The sequence below is a fragment of the Bacteroides xylanisolvens genome, assembly GCF_018289135.1.
In the GTDB taxonomy this organism is placed as follows: Bacteria; Bacteroidota; Bacteroidia; order Bacteroidales; family Bacteroidaceae; genus Bacteroides; species Bacteroides xylanisolvens.
In genome coordinates, this window is record NZ_CP072216.1 from 5,714,614 (window position 1) to 5,730,943 (window position 16,330).

Consider the following 16,330-nt stretch of genomic DNA (forward strand, 5'->3'; position numbering starts at 1 on the left):
TAGCGTCGGCAATTAAGCTCTAGGTCTAGCTTCTTTAACTACCATTGTACGGCCCATGTATTCAGCTCCGTTCAATTCAGCAATAGCTTTTGCAGCTGCAGCGTCGTCTTCCATTTCGATGAAAGCGAATCCTTTGGATTTACCGGTTTCACGGTCCATAACAACTTTAACTGATGATACTGCTCCGTAATCTTCCATCACTTGTTGCAGATCTCCTTCCTTAACACGGTAGTTAAGGTTTCCAACATAAATGTTCATAATGAAAATGATAAAAAATAAATAAATGAATAAAACTCTCTGGACAGATGGTTACTAATAAAAAGATTAAAACGACAGAGAGTTTACAAATGCGTTTCGTAACGGAAGTAAAAACCTTGTAATCAAATCGAGAAACTAATGGTCCATCAATCCGCAGCAAAGAAAAGAATAATTTTTGGATTAACCATCTTTTTGGAAGGTTAATTTGCGGATTATCAGAAAAAAAAGTTCTTTCCTTTTCTCTTGAAAGAAAAGAAAGAACCAAAGAAAAGTTGGAGAAAGCCCTCACGCTCGGTATCCTCAAGCGAGCTTGTGGCTACACTCACTAAATCGGGCTTTTCAAGGCTGACTTTTTTCTCCTACTCGCTTCCTTCACTACGCTAAAGGGCAGAAACTCGCTACGCTCAAACAGTCTGCCCTTCTTAACGCTTCGTTACGGGCGCTCGCTTGATGGAGAAAAAAGTAGGCCGGGGGACCTGCGGCGTGGTCGTTGCTGATGGTTTATTGTTGTTTATATATGAGGAATTGATGAAATAATTAATAAAAGATGTGTGAAAGATGGGTGGCGTTGCTGAAATAAATCTGCAATGTCTTTTGAAATTTGAAAGATTAGCACTAATTTTGCACCCTCTTTGAGTATAGAACAAAGTATAAATCAAATAAATAATTGTCAGAATGAACGTTTCATTACAAAACATTGACAAAGTAAGCGCAGAGCTTACTGTAAAGCTTGAGAAAGCAGATTATCAGGAGAAAGTAGACAAAGAGTTGAAATCACTCCGTCAGAAGGCACAGATTCCGGGATTCCGTAAAGGTATGGTGCCGACAAGTCTTATTAAAAAGATGTATGGTAAATCGGTGATTGCAGAGGTTGTGAATAAGGCATTGCAAGAAGCTGTTTACAATTATATTAAAGATAATAAGGTGAATATGTTGGGCGAGCCGTTGCCTAATGAAGAAAAGCAGCAGAATATTGATTTCGATACAATGGAAGAGTTCGAATTCGTGTTCGATATCGCTTTGGCACCTGAATTTAAAGCAGAAGTAAGCGCTAAAGATAAAGTAGATTATTATTCTATCGAAGTTTCTGAAGAAATGATCGACAACCAGGTGAAGATGTACACTCAACGCACTGGTAAGTATGATAAGGTAGATGCTTACGAAGATAATGATATGTTGAAAGGTCTGCTGGCACAGTTGGACGAAGAAGGCAATACAAAAGAAGGTGGTATTCAGGTAGAAGCTGCTGTGTTGATGCCTGCTTATATGAAGAATGACGATCAGAAAGCTATTTTTGCTAACGCAAAAGTAAATGATGTATTGGTGTTCAATCCGAATGTTGCTTATGACGGACATGCTGCTGAACTGGGTTCTTTGTTGAAGATCGACAAGGAAATCGCGAAAGATGTTAAGTCTGACTTCAGTTTCCAGGTAGAAGAAATCACTCGTTTTGTTCCGGGTGAATTGACACAGGAAGTGTTCGACCAGGCATTTGGCGAAGGTGTTGTGAAGACTGAAGAGGAATTCCGCGCTAAGATTAAAGAAGAAATTGCAGCAAGATTTGTTGCTGACAGCGATTATAAGTTCCTGATCGATATTCGCAAAGTGATGATGGAAAAAGTAGGTAAGTTGGAATTCTCTGACGCTCTGCTGAAACGTATCATGTTGCTGAATAACGAAGAAAAGGGCGAAGAATATGTTGCTGAAAACTATGATAAGAGCATCGAGGAACTGACTTGGCACCTGATTAAGGAACAGTTGGTTGAAGCAAACGAAATCAAAGTAGAACAGGAAGATGTTCTGAAGATGGCTAGAGAAACAACGAAGGCACAGTTTGCTCAATACGGTATGTTGTCTATCCCTGATGATGTGCTTGATAACTATGCACAGGAGATGTTGAAGAAGAAAGAAACTATCAATAATTTGGTAAGTCGTGTGGTAGAAGTGAAGCTGGCTGCTGCTCTGAAAGCGCAGGTTACTTTGGAAAACAAGAACGTTTCAATCGAAGAATTCAATAAGATGTTTGAATAATCATTCGGTTGAATAGAATATAAAGTCACAGAAACACAGAGTTTTTATAAAATTATAACTCTGTGTTTTTTTGTGTCTCTGTATTCTTTTTCGTTTCTTTGTACTTACGTTTATTTTTAATTTATAAGAAAGGAACAATTAACATGGATGATTTTAGAAAATACGCAACCAAGCATTTAGGAATGAATGGCATGGTATTGGATGATGTGATTAAATCGCAGGCCGGGTATTTGAATCCCTATATTCTGGAAGAAAGACAGTTGAACGTTACTCAACTCGACGTTTTCTCCCGTTTGATGATGGACCGCATCATTTTCCTCGGTACACAAGTAGATGACTATACAGCGAATACGCTTCAGGCACAGTTGCTGTATCTGGATTCTGTTGATCCGGGTAAGGATATCTCTATCTATATCAACTCTCCGGGCGGAAGTGTATACGCCGGACTGGGCATTTATGATACGATGCAGTTTATTTCAAGTGATGTTGCTACCATCTGTACAGGTATGGCAGCTTCAATGGCGGCTGTACTGCTTGTTGCCGGTGCTGAAGGCAAACGTTCTGCGTTGCCTCATTCACGTGTGATGATTCACCAGCCGATGGGTGGTGCGCAAGGACAAGCGTCGGACATTGAAATCACAGCTCGTGAGATTCAGAAATTGAAGAAAGAACTTTATACGATCATCGCCGATCATTCGCATACTGATTTCGATAAGGTATGGGCGGACTCTGACCGCGATTACTGGATGACAGCTCAGGAAGCGAAAGAGTACGGTATGATTGATGAGGTATTGATTAAGAAATAAAAATGGCTGATTCAAAGACAAAGAAAAGGTGTAGCTTCTGTGGACGGTCGGAGAATGAAGTCGGATTCCTGATTACGGGAATGAACGGCTATATCTGCGACAGTTGTGCTACCCAGGCTTACGAGATCACTCAGGAAGCATTGGGCGAAGGCAAGAAAAGCGCGGGAGCTACCAAACTCAATTTAAAAGAACTGCCCAAACCGGTAGAAATCAAGAAATTCCTCGACCAGTATGTGATCGGACAGGATGACGCAAAACGCTTCCTTTCCGTATCGGTCTATAACCATTATAAACGTCTGTTGCAAAAAGACAGCGGGGATGATGTGGAGATTGAAAAGTCGAACATTATTATGGTAGGTAGTACCGGAACCGGAAAAACGTTGCTTGCACGTACGATTGCCAAGTTGCTGCACGTGCCGTTTACTATTGTAGACGCTACGGTGCTGACAGAGGCCGGTTATGTAGGCGAAGATATCGAAAGTATTTTAACCCGTTTGCTTCAGGTGGCAGATTATAATGTACCTGAAGCTGAACAGGGTATTGTGTTTATCGACGAGATCGACAAGATTGCCCGCAAAGGAGATAACCCTTCCATCACTCGTGATGTGAGCGGTGAAGGTGTACAGCAGGGATTGCTGAAATTACTCGAAGGCTCTGTTGTGAACGTACCTCCCCAGGGTGGTCGTAAACATCCGGACCAGAAGATGATTCCGGTAAATACCAAAAATATTCTCTTTATCTGTGGCGGCGCTTTCGATGGTATCGAAAAGAAGATCGCCCAACGGTTGAATACACATGTCGTAGGATATACGGCGTCGCAGAAAACAGCGACGGTGGATAAGAATAACATGATGCAGTATATCGCTCCGCAGGATTTGAAGTCATTCGGACTGATTCCCGAAATTATCGGACGTCTTCCGGTACTGACTTATTTGAATCCGCTGGATCGGAATGCGCTTCGTGCTATCCTCACCGAACCGAAAAACTCTATCATCAAGCAGTACATCAAACTGTTTGAAATGGATGGTATCAAGCTCACATTTGAAGATGCTGTCTTCGAATATATCGTCGATAAGGCGGTAGAATATAAGCTGGGTGCCCGTGGATTGCGCTCTATTGTGGAGACAATCATGATGGATGTCATGTTTGAAATCCCTTCAGAGGACAAAAAAGAGTATAAGGTGACGCTGGATTATGCAAAGATGCAACTGGAAAAAGCGAATATGGCACGACTGCAAACTGCTTAAAATCAGAGAGTAAGACTATAAAAGATGATCGTAACTGTATTTTCTTAAAAATATTAGTCGCATTTTGCTTGGTAATTACGAAGTTGTTTATAACTTTGTTTGGCTCTCTTGAAGGAGGGAGCCTACTAAAGTTAAACCATGAACTGAATAAAACAACCTAAGTTAAGATGGCAAGGAAGATTAATTTAACAGATGAACTGAAGAAGTGTTTCGGATTTAATAAGTTCAAGGGAAACCAGGAAGCGATCATTAACAACTTGCTCGATGGTAAAGATACCTTTGTACTGATGCCTACCGGTGGCGGGAAATCTTTATGCTATCAGCTACCTTCGCTCTTGATGGAAGGTACGGCAATTGTAATTTCTCCGCTTATTGCGTTGATGAAGAATCAAGTGGATGCAATGCGCAATTTCAGTGAAGAAGATGGCGTCGCCCATTTTATCAATTCTTCATTAAATAAAGGCGCGATAGACCAAGTGAGGTCGGACATCCTTGCCGGAAAGACAAAATTGCTATATGTGGCGCCGGAATCGCTGACGAAAGAAGAGAATGTAGAATTTTTGCGTTCGGTGAAAATTTCGTTCTACGCAGTGGACGAAGCTCATTGTATTTCTGAATGGGGACATGACTTCCGACCGGAATACCGGCGGATTCGCCCTATTATCAACGAAATAGGAAAGGCTCCGTTGATTGCGTTGACCGCAACAGCGACACCAAAGGTGCAGCATGATATCCAGAAAAATCTGGGAATGGTAGATGCTCAAGTTTTCAAATCGTCGTTCAACCGTCCGAACCTTTATTATGAGGTACGCGCGAAGACCGCTAATATTGACAGGGATATTATCAAGTTTATCAAAAACAATCCGGAAAAATCGGGCATTATCTATTGCCTTAGCCGGAAAAAAGTAGAGGAACTTGCTGAAATCCTTCAGGCAAACGGTATCAATGCGCGTCCTTATCATGCCGGGATGGACTCGTTGGCGCGGACTAAGAATCAGGATGATTTCCTGATGGAAAAAGTGGACGTTATTGTAGCAACTATCGCTTTCGGTATGGGAATCGACAAGCCGGATGTAAGGTTTGTGATTCACTACGATATTCCAAAGAGTCTGGAAGGGTATTACCAGGAGACCGGACGTGCCGGTAGAGATGGCGGTGAAGGTCAGTGCATAACCTTTTATACAAACAAAGATTTGCAGAAACTGGAGAAGTTCATGCAAGGAAAACCTGTGGCAGAGCAGGAAATTGGCAAGCAGCTTCTGTTGGAAACCGCTGCTTATGCCGAATCTTCCGTATGCCGGCGCAAGACGTTGCTGCATTATTTCGGCGAAGAATATACGGAAGAGAATTGTGGAAATTGTGACAACTGTTTAAACCCTAAAAAACAAGTGGAGGCTCAAGAGTTATTGTGTGCCGTGATTGAAGCGATTATCGCGGTGAAAGAAAATTTTAAGGCAGATTATATTATAGACATACTACAAGGTAAAGAAACTTCCGAAGTACAGGCGCATTTGCATGAAGACCTCGAAGTCTTCGGCTCCGGTATGGGCGAAGAGGATAAAACATGGAACGCAGTGATTCGTCAAGCACTGATCGCAGGTTACTTGAGCAAGGATGTGGAACATTACGGACTCCTGAAAGTGACGGAGGAAGGACACAAGTTCTTGAAGAAGCCGAAGTCATTCAAGATTACCGAAGACAACGACTTTGAAGAGACGGAAGAAGAAGTTCCGGCACGTGGCGGTGGTTCCTGTGCGGTAGACCCTGCTCTTTATTCTATGTTGAAGGACTTGCGGAAGAAACTCTCGAAGAAACTGGAAGTGCCGCCTTATGTGATCTTCCAGGATCCGTCTTTGGAAGCGATGGCTACCATTTATCCGGTGACATTGGATGAGTTGCAGAATATACCGGGCGTAGGAGCCGGAAAAGCAAAACGTTACGGTGAAGAGTTCTGTAAATTAATCAAACGCCACTGTGAAGAGAATGAAATAGAACGTCCTGAAGATTTGCGGGTACGTACGGTTGCTAATAAATCAAAGATGAAAGTAGCTATCATTCAGGCAATTGACCGTAAAGTGGCGTTAGATGATATCGCTCTTTCCAAAGGTATCGAATTTGGTGAACTTCTGGACGAGGTGGAAGCTATCGTCTATTCGGGAACTAAACTGAATATCGATTATTTCCTGGAAGAAATCATGGATGAAGATCACATGCTCGATATCTACGATTATTTCAAGGAATCTACCACTGATAAGATTGATGATGCGCTTGATGAATTAGGCGATGACTTCACTGAAGAGGAAGTTCGCTTGGTACGTATTAAGTTCATCTCTGAAATGGCCAATTAAAAAAGCGAAAAAAATAAGCGTGCAGGTATGCAGTTTTGAATAAAAACCGTATATTTGCACGCAATAATTTTTAAACGCATAGCCCTATGTCATTTATTGCTGATAAGATTGTAATGGATGGGTTAACTTACGACGACGTATTGTTGATCCCCGCTTATTCTGAAGTTTTACCGCGCACTGTCGATCTCTCGACTAAGTTTTCAAAAAACATTGAGTTAAAAATTCCTTTTGTGACGGCTGCCATGGATACGGTTACCGAAGCGAAAATGGCTATTGCCATTGCTCGTGAAGGTGGTATCGGTGTGATTCACAAAAATATGTCTATCGAAGAACAGGCAAGACAAGTTGCTATTGTAAAGCGTGCCGAAAATGGTATGATTTATGATCCCGTAACTATTAAAAGAGGTTCTACTGTGCAGGATGCACTGGACATCATGGCGGAATACAAAATCGGTGGTATCCCTGTGGTAGATGATGAAGGTTATTTGGTGGGTATTGTTACTAACAGAGATTTGCGTTTCGAAAGAGACATGGCTAAACATATTGATCTTGTCATGACTCCGAAAGAAAGATTGGTAACTACAAACCAGTCTACTGATCTGGAATCTGCTGCACAGATTCTTCAGAAACATAAGATCGAGAAACTTCCGATTGTCGGAATGGACGGAAAGTTGATCGGTCTTGTTACTTATAAAGATATTACAAAAGCAAAAGATAAACCGATGGCTTGTAAAGATGCCAAAGGTCGTTTGCGTGTAGCTGCCGGTGTAGGTGTGACTGCCGATACGCTGGATCGTATGCAGGCATTGGTAGATGCCGGTGCGGATGCAATTGTGATTGATACGGCTCACGGACACTCTATGTTTGTGATTGAAAAACTGAAAGAAGCTAAGAAACGCTTCCCGAACATTGATATTGTAGTGGGTAATATTGCTACCGGAGAAGCTGCAAAAGCGTTGGTAGAAGCAGGAGCGGATGCAGTGAAAGTCGGTATCGGTCCGGGTTCTATCTGTACCACTCGTGTGGTTGCCGGTGTAGGTGTTCCACAGTTGTCTGCTGTCTATGATGTAGCAAAAGCCTTGAAGGGTACAGGTATTCCTTTGATTGCCGATGGTGGTTTGCGCTATTCGGGCGATGTAGTGAAAGCGTTGGCTGCCGGTGGATATTGTGTAATGATCGGATCGTTGGTTGCCGGAACAGAAGAGTCTCCGGGCGACACAATCATTTTCAATGGACGTAAATTCAAATCCTATCGTGGTATGGGATCGTTGGAAGCGATGGAGAACGGTTCGAAAGACCGCTACTTCCAGAGTGGAACTGCTGATGTGAAGAAGCTTGTTCCGGAAGGAATTGCTGCCCGTGTTCCTTATAAAGGTACACTTTTCGAAGTTGTCTATCAGTTGTCAGGTGGTTTGCGTGCAGGTATGGGATACTGCGGTGCTGCCAATATTGATAAACTTCATGATGCTAAGTTTACCCGCATTACCAATGCAGGTGTAATGGAAAGCCATCCGCACGACGTGACGATTACTAGTGAATCGCCTAACTATAGCCGTCCGGAATAATAGATAGATACGGTGAACTATTAACGGTGAACGGTGAACAGGCTGTATTGTCAGCAAGGTGTTCACTGCTCACCGTTTGTTGTTTATCTGTTATTGCCTCTGTGATGCTTGTTGTTTATTGTTTGGAAAATAAAAAAAATGATGATGAAAAGAAGCCTGTTGTTGGGATGTATTTCTCTCTTTGTTGTCGCGGTCTTTGCGCAAGAAGATCCGGTATTGATGCGTGTTAACGGAAGAGAGGTACTCCGTTCGGAATTTGAAAATGCATACCGCCGTTATGCAGAACGCTCAAATGCCCAGCTTTCACCAAAAGAGTATGCGGCACTTTTCGCTCAATCAAAGTTGAAGGTGGAAGCAGCCAGGGCTGCCGGGCTTGATACGACTACAGTTTTCCGTAAACAACACGAGAAATGTTGGACAGAATTGGTAGAATCTTATCTGATTGACAAACAAGTGATGGATAGTTGTGCCCGTGTCTTGTATCAGAAGATGGGACTGAAAGCACGTAACGGCCGGGTGCAAGTCATGCAAATTTTTAAACGTTTACCGCAGACGGTGACTTCCCGTCATTTGGAAGAAGAAAAAGCCCGGATGGATTCTATATACCGGGTGATACAGAATCAGCCGGATTTGAATTTTAACCGTTTGGTGGAAATCTATTCGGATGATAAGCAGAGTAGATGGATAGAAGGTCTGGAGACAACGAGTGAATTTGAGGATGTCGCTTTCTCTTTGGCGAAAGCTGCGGTATCACAGCCATTCTTCACTCCTGAAGGGATTCATATCTTGAAAGTGATTGACCGGGAGGAAGCATTTGCTTATGAAAATGTCAGTGGCAGGTTGATAGAGCGGTTACGGCGTAAGGAAATTTTAGACAAAGGCACGGCAGCGATGCTCGACCGATTAAAAAGGTCATGGCAGTATACCCCGAATCAGGCAGCAATGGAAGAACTGTTAACGAAAGGCCGGACAGAACAAAATCTCTTTACGATTGATGGACAGGCATATACCGGAGCTATGTTCACGCGTTTTGCCTCTTCTCATCCTCAAGCTGTCAAACGCCAGTTGGAAGGGTTTATTGCTAAATCATTATTGGATTATGAAAGCCGGAATATAGATAAAAAGCATCCGGAAATTCGTGTTGCCTTGCGGGAATCTGACGAAAACTATTTGGTAAAAGAAATCACACGGCAGAAAATAGAGTTGCCTGCCATTAATGACCGGGCCGGATTGGCTACCTATTTCAAATTTCATTCGTCGGATTATCGGTGGGAGAGTCCCCGGTATAGAGGAGTCGTGCTTCATTGCGTTGATAAAAAGACGGCAAAGCAAGCTAAAAAAATGCTGAAGAAAGTGCCGGAAAAAGAGTGGGCGGACCAGCTTCGGCAAACTTTTAATACATCCGGGACGGAAAAGATACAGGTTGAACAAGGTATTTTTGCCGACGGAGACAATAAATATATAGATAAACTGGTTTTTAAGAAGGGTGGTTTCGAACCCGTAATGTCTTATCCTTTTACCATTGTTGTAGGCGAAAAAATGAAAGGACCGGATGATTATCGGGAAGTAATTGAACAGGTGCGAAAGGATTATCGAAGCTATCTTGACACGTGCTGGGCGCGGGAATTGAGGGAGTTTGGTAAGGTTGAAATAAACCAAGAGGTTTTAAAAACAGTTAATAATAACTGATGTAACCGATTATTCACTATCTTCGTACCTTAAATAAGTAGATTTTAGTTGCCAATGCGAATATTAGTCCTCTTACTGATTACCCTTCTTGGTTGTGGAGCGTGCAAGGAACAGCGCGACCACAAAGGAAAGACTCCTTTGGTAGAGGTGGACGGTAACTTTTTATATAAAGAAGATTTGATGTCCGTGCTTCCGGTCGGATTGTCAAAAGATGATAGTATTCTCTTCACCGAACATTATATTCGTAGTTGGGCGGAAGAGATTTTATTATATGAGAAAGCTGCGAACAATATTCCCGATAATGTGGATGTAGACAAACTAGTGGAGAATTATCGGAAAGCGTTGATTATGCATACTTATCAGCAGGAGTTGATAAACCAGAAGCTGTCGAATGATATTTCCGAACAAGAGATCGCAGAATATTACGGAAAAAACAAAGAACTGTTTAAGCTGGAAACCCCGTTGATTAAGGGATTGTTTATCAAAGTGCCGTTGACGGCTCCCCAGCTGAACAATGTGCGCAGGTGGTATAAGTCGGAAAAACAGGATGCTGTCGAGAGCCTGGAAAAATATAGCTTGCAGAATGCAGTGAAATACGAATACTTCTATGACAAATGGGTGTCCGTGACTGATGTACTGGATATGATTCCATTAAAAGTAGAGGCACCGGAAGAGTACGTAGACAAACACCGTCAGGTAGAATTGAAAGATACGGCCTATTATTATTTCCTGAATGTGAGCGATTATCGCGGAATTGGTGAAGAGAAACCGTATGAATTTGCCCGTTCGGAAGTGAAAGACTTACTGGTTAATCAGAAACGGGTGAGCTTTATGGAACAGGTAAAGAACGACTTGTATCAGCAGGCAGTAAGTAAGAAGAAGATTATATATAATTATTAAATACAAAGAATGAAGAAGTTTGTGAACTTTAGATTTGTTGTTACCCTTGTCCTGGCAATATTTGCTAATGTGGCAACCTATGCACAAGATAATGTGGTTGATGAAGTAGTTTGGGTAGTAGGTGACGAAGCTATTTTGAAATCAGATGTAGAAGAGGCCCGTATGGATGCCTTGTATAATGGACGCAGATTTGACGGCGATCCTTATTGTGTAATTCCTGAAGAGATTGCTGTGCAGAAGTTGTTCCTGCATCAGGCAAAGTTGGACAGTATCGAGGTTTCCGAAGCGGAAATCATCCAGCGTGTGGATATGATGACCAACATGTACATCCAGCAGATCGGTTCCAGAGAGAAGATGGAGGAGTATTTCAATAAAACTTCCACCCAGATTCGTGAGACGCTGCGTGATAATGCACGTGACGGATTGACCGTTCAGAAGATGCAGCAGAAACTGGTAGGAGAAATCAAAGTGACTCCGGCAGAAGTACGCCGTTATTTTAAAGACCTTCCACAAGATAGTATTCCTTACATTCCGACACAGGTAGAAGTGCAGATCATTACTTTACAACCGAAAATTCCTATCTCGGAGATTGAGGATGTAAAAAAGACGTTGCGTGATTATACGGATCGTGTGACAAAAGGAGAAATCGACTTCTCTACATTGGCGCGTTTGTATTCGGAAGACAAGGCATCTGCCATTAAAGGTGGTGAATGTGGATTCATGGGACGTGGTATGATGGACCCTGCTTATGCGAATGTAGCGTTCAGTTTGCAAGATCCGAAGAAAGTTTCTAAGATTGTGGAGTCGGAATTTGGTTTCCACATTATCCAGTTGATTGAAAAACGTGGTGACCGTGTCAACACTCGCCATATCTTGTTGCGTCCGAAAGTATCGGAAAAAGAACTGACCGAGGCTTGTGCCCGTCTGGATTCTATTGCTGATGATATTCGTGCCAACAAATTTACATTTGATGATGCGGCTGCCGTTATCTCACAGGATAAAGATACTCGTAACAACCATGGTATTATGGTGAACATCAATGAAAATTCAGGTGTGACTACTTCTAAGTTCCAGATGCAGGATCTTCCTCAAGACGTTGCTAAAGTAGTGGATAAGATGAATGTAGGCGAAATTTCCAAAGCCTTTACAATGATTAATGAGAAGGATGGAAAAGAAGTATGTGCTATCGTGAAGTTGAAAGCAAAAATCAACGGTCATAAAGCAACCATTGCAGAAGACTATCAGGACTTGAAAGAAATTGTGATGGACAAACGCCGTGAAGAGATGTTGCAGAAATGGATTCTGGACAAACAGAAACATACTTATGTACGCATCAACGAAAACTGGCAGAAGTGTGACTTCAAGTATCCGGGTTGGGTCAAGAAGGACTGATGTAACCTTGCTTTGATTTTATATGCTGAAAACAAATAAGAAAAATAAACAACAAGACAGGCATAGATGGCTCCTTATAGGCTTTCTATGCCTGTTTGGTGTATGTCTTGTAGCACAAGTGAGGCCAACGGGACAGAAACCTGTAACAGGGGATTCAATTAAATCGGCTGCGGATACGTCTAAGTCGGCTTCAAAAGCCAAAACACTGGCAGGCAATAAGAAACAATCGGACAACAAGAAACAACCGGAGAATAAAAAGACCAAAGTTTATCTGCTTCATGCTGATGAAGGTCAGGCGGATAAGTTGGCGCGTCCGGATGTGCAGGTATTGATTGGTAACGTGAAATTGCGCCATGACAGTATGTATATGTACTGTGACAGTGCACTGATTTTTGAGAAAACCAACTCTGTGGAGGCCTTCAGTAATGTACGTATGGAACAGGGAGACACTTTGTTCATCTACGGTGATTATCTTTATTATGACGGCATGACGCAAATAGCGCAGCTTCGTGAAAATGTGAAGATGATTAACCGGAACACCACCCTGTTGACAGATAGCTTGAATTACGACCGTCTCTACGACCTCGGATATTATTTCGAGGGAGGAACCTTGATGGATGAAGAGAATGTATTGACTTCCGATTGGGGAGAATACAGTCCTGCAACAAAACAGTCGGTATTCAATCATGATGTGAAGTTGGTAAACCCAAAGTTTGTGTTGACTTCCGATACATTAAGGTATAATACGGAAAGCAAAATCGCAGTTATTCTCGGACCTTCCAATATCGTCAGTGATAATAATCATATCTATTCGGAACGGGGATTTTATAACACAATGACCGAACAAGCCGAATTGTTAGACCGTTCGGTACTGACCAATCAGGGAAAGAAACTGGTAGGCGACAGTCTGTTCTATGACCGTATCATCGGTTATGGCGAGGCGTTCGATAATGTGAAGATGACAGATTCCATTAATAAGAATATGCTGACGGGTGATTATTGTTTCTATAATGAATTGACAGACTCCGCGTTTGCGACGAAACGTGCGGTGGCAATCGACTACTCGCAAGGGCCTGACAGTCTTTTTATGCATGGCGATACATTGCAGTTGGTGTCTTACAACCTGAATACCGATTCCGTTTTCCGGTTGATGAAAGCTTATCACAAGGTACGTATGTATCGTACGGATGTTCAGGGAGTATGTGACTCACTGGTCTATAATTCGAAGGATTCCTGTATGACCATGTATACCGACCCTATTCTTTGGAATGAAGGGCAGCAACTACTTGGCGAGCAGATCAAGATTTATATGAATGACAGCACGATTGACTGGGCGCACATCATCAACCAGGCGTTGACGGTGGAAATGAAAGATTCTATTCATTATAACCAAGTGTCCGGCAAAGAGATGAAAGCCTATTTCATTAATGGAGATATGCGTCATATTGAAGTGATTGGTAATGTGTTGACCGCTTTCTATCCGGAAGAAAAAGACAGTACGATGACCGGATTTAATTGTCTGGAAGGTAGTGTGCTTCATCTTTATATGAAGGATAAGAAGATGGAAAAAGGACTGTTTATCGGTAAATCCAACGGAACGATGTATCCGATGGACCAGATACCGCCTGATAAATTACGTCTTCCCACTTTTGCCTGGTTCGACTATGTCCGTCCGCTGAATAAGGATGATATCTTTAACTGGCGGGGTAAGCGTGCGGGTGATACACTGAAACCGACCACCGACCGGCGACCCAAAACAGAAAAGCGAAACTTAATAAATATGAAGTAGTATGGGAATGTTTAACTCAATGAGAAAGCCCCGTGGCTTTAATCATCAATACATTTATGTAGACGAGCGGAAAGAAAAGCTCGCAAAGATGGAGGAGAACGCCAAACGTGACTTGGGGATGCTTCCGGAAAAGGAATTTAATCCGGAGGATATTCGCGGTAAGTTCATTGAAGGTACTACGCATTTGAAAAGAAGAAAAGCGAGTGGCCGCAAACCGGTCTCTTTCGGAATCATACTGATAATCATTGCTTTCCTTCTTTATCTGTGGCATTATTTGGCGACAGGAAGCTGGAACTTTTAATTATTAATTTACGAAGAATGAGCGATATAATTCATTTGTTACCTGATTCGGTAGCTAACCAGATTGCTGCCGGTGAAGTGATACAACGTCCCGCGTCTGTCATCAAGGAGCTAGTGGAGAATGCGATTGATGCAGATGCACAAAATATACATGTATTGGTGACTGATGCAGGTAAAACCAGCATTCAGGTGATTGATGATGGAAAAGGAATGTCCGAAACGGATGCCCGTCTTTCTTTTGAGCGACATGCCACTTCTAAGATACGTCAAGCGGCGGATCTGTTTGCTTTGCGTACAATGGGATTTCGCGGAGAGGCATTGGCTTCTATCGCTGCTGTGGCACAGGTAGAGTTAAAGACACGTCCGGAATCGGAAGAGTTGGGCACGAAGCTGGTGATTGCAGGCTCTCAAGTGGAAAGCCAAGAGGCTGTGTCCTGTTCTAAAGGAAGTAACTTCTCTGTAAAGAACCTATTCTTTAATGTACCTGCCCGTCGTAAATTTCTAAAGGCTAATTCAACGGAATTGAGTAACATCCTTGCCGAATTTGAACGGATCGCTTTGGTGCATCCGGAGGTTGCCTTTTCGCTTTATAGTAATGATTCGGAGTTATTCAATCTTCCAGTATCACAATTACGCCAACGTATCCTTGCTATTTTCGGTAAGAAGCTCAATCAGCAGTTACTGAACATAGAGGTCAATACTACCATGGTGAAAATCTCCGGATACGTAGCCAAGCCGGAGACTGCCCGTAAGAAAGGGGCACATCAGTATTTCTTTGTCAACGGGCGTTATATGCGTCATCCTTATTTTCATAAGGCAGTCATGGAGGCTTATGAACAGTTGATTCCCACCGGTGAACAGATTTCCTACTTTATCTATTTCGATGTAGATCCGGCTAATATTGACGTGAATATCCATCCGACAAAGACTGAAATCAAGTTTGAAAATGAACAGGCCATTTGGCAGATACTTTCAGCATCCGTGAAGGAGTCGTTGGGTAAATTCAGTGCGATCCCTTCTATTGATTTTGATACGGAAGACATGCCTGACATTCCGGCATTTGAGGAGAAAATGTCTTCCGAGCCTCCGAAGATACATTATAATACAGATTATAATCCGTTTAAAGTTTCTGCCGGTGGCGGTGGTGGCGGATCGTACAGCCGTTCGAAAGTGGAATGGGAAGATTTGTACGGAGGGCTGACGAAAGCCAGTAAGATGAATAACCCGCAACCGGAACCAGAAATGGATTGGGAAGACTCTTCTATTGGCGGCGAACCCGCTTTCGTTGAAGAAAAGATGGAGACGGTCACCTCTGCCGCTTCTTCTACTTTGTATGCCAGTGAACCGGTGATAGAGAAAGGAAATCAGCATTTGCAGTTTAAAGGGCGGTTTATCCTGACTTCAGTTAAATCCGGTTTGATGCTAATCGATCAGCACCGGGCACACATACGGGTGCTTTTTGATCGTTATATGGTACAGATCCAACAAAAACAGGGGGTATCACAAGGCGTCCTGTTCCCGGAAATCTTACAGTTGCCGGCTTCGGAAGCAGCTGTACTGCAAAGTATTATGGATGATTTGTCTGCAGTCGGTTTCGATTTGAGTAATCTGGGAGGTGGTAGCTATGCCATTAATGGTATTCCTTCGGGGATTGAAGGTCTGAATCCGGTGGAACTGGTGCGTAATATGCTGCATACGGCAATGGAAAAAGGAAGTGACGTCAAGGAAGAAATTCAAAGTATTCTGGCATTAACATTGGCTCGCGCGGCGGCTATTGTTTACGGACAGGTGTTGAGTAATGAAGAAATGGTAAGCCTTGTAGACAACCTTTTTGCCTGTCCCTCACCGAATTACACCCCTGATGGGAAAACTGTTTTGACAACAATCAAGGAGGAAGACATCGAAAGATTATTCAAATAAAACAAATAATTTCATCTTTTTCTAAAACCTTTTAGTTCAGTTCGTGTTATTTAAATAGTTCAACAAAGAAAAAGATTTAAATAAC

12 protein-coding genes are annotated in these 16,330 nt (G+C 42.6%); 11 read left to right on the top strand and 1 reads right to left on the bottom strand.

The annotated features are described in order from the left end of the window. Positions 1–12 precede the first annotated feature (12 nt). Entirely contained in the window at positions 13–258 is a 246-nt protein-coding gene (locus INE92_RS23500) for an RNA recognition motif domain-containing protein (RefSeq protein WP_004297160.1), read from the bottom strand. 675 nt (positions 259–933) lie between these two features. Between INE92_RS23500 and tig the strand changes: the two genes are divergently transcribed. From tig to mutL, 11 genes are all read left to right on the top strand, one after another. Further along, positions 934–2,289 carry a trigger factor gene (gene tig, locus INE92_RS23505; protein WP_055236066.1) on the top strand — a complete coding sequence of 452 codons (1,356 nt, stop codon included), beginning with the start codon at positions 934–936 and terminating at the stop codon, positions 2,287–2,289. Between the two features lie 143 nt (positions 2,290–2,432). Further along, positions 2,433–3,095, top strand: a complete 663-nt coding sequence (clpP, locus tag INE92_RS23510) for an ATP-dependent Clp endopeptidase proteolytic subunit ClpP (RefSeq protein ID WP_004297164.1) — start codon at positions 2,433–2,435, stop codon at positions 3,093–3,095. Between the two features lie 2 nt (positions 3,096–3,097). After that, positions 3,098–4,342 (top strand): ATP-dependent Clp protease ATP-binding subunit ClpX, encoded by a 1,245-nt coding sequence (clpX, locus tag INE92_RS23515; protein ID WP_008641838.1) that lies wholly within the window; start codon positions 3,098–3,100, stop codon positions 4,340–4,342. Positions 4,343–4,509: 167 nt separating this feature from the next. Then, complete coding sequence (gene recQ, locus INE92_RS23520) at positions 4,510–6,690, top strand: DNA helicase RecQ (RefSeq protein WP_008020386.1); 2,181 nt, start codon at positions 4,510–4,512, stop codon at positions 6,688–6,690. 86 nt (positions 6,691–6,776) lie between these two features. Next, positions 6,777–8,255 (top strand): IMP dehydrogenase, encoded by a 1,479-nt coding sequence (guaB, locus tag INE92_RS23525; protein WP_008020388.1) that lies wholly within the window; start codon positions 6,777–6,779, stop codon positions 8,253–8,255. Positions 8,256–8,399: 144 nt separating this feature from the next. Further along, positions 8,400–9,944, top strand: a complete 1,545-nt coding sequence (locus INE92_RS23530) for a peptidylprolyl isomerase (protein ID WP_195436662.1) — start codon at positions 8,400–8,402, stop codon at positions 9,942–9,944. A gap of 54 nt (positions 9,945–9,998) precedes the next feature. Then, positions 9,999–10,844: a peptidylprolyl isomerase gene (locus INE92_RS23535; protein ID WP_009038960.1), complete on the top strand. Its 846-nt coding sequence runs from the start codon at positions 9,999–10,001 to the stop codon at positions 10,842–10,844. A 9-nt stretch (positions 10,845–10,853) separates the two neighbouring features. Next, positions 10,854–12,236 carry a peptidylprolyl isomerase gene (locus INE92_RS23540; RefSeq protein WP_004314388.1) on the top strand — a complete coding sequence of 461 codons (1,383 nt, stop codon included), beginning with the start codon at positions 10,854–10,856 and terminating at the stop codon, positions 12,234–12,236. Between the two features lie 22 nt (positions 12,237–12,258). Beyond that, positions 12,259–14,025 (top strand): OstA-like protein, encoded by a 1,767-nt coding sequence (locus INE92_RS23545; RefSeq protein WP_015533039.1) that lies wholly within the window; start codon positions 12,259–12,261, stop codon positions 14,023–14,025. Position 14,026: 1 nt separating this feature from the next. Then, positions 14,027–14,326, top strand: coding sequence for a hypothetical protein (locus INE92_RS23550; RefSeq protein WP_004314386.1), 300 nt, complete (start codon positions 14,027–14,029; stop codon positions 14,324–14,326). Between the two features lie 17 nt (positions 14,327–14,343). Next, a complete protein-coding gene (gene mutL, locus INE92_RS23555) occupies positions 14,344–16,245 on the top strand; it encodes a DNA mismatch repair endonuclease MutL (RefSeq protein WP_015533040.1) in 1,902 nt (633 codons plus the stop codon). The last annotated feature ends 85 nt before the right edge of the window (positions 16,246–16,330 follow it).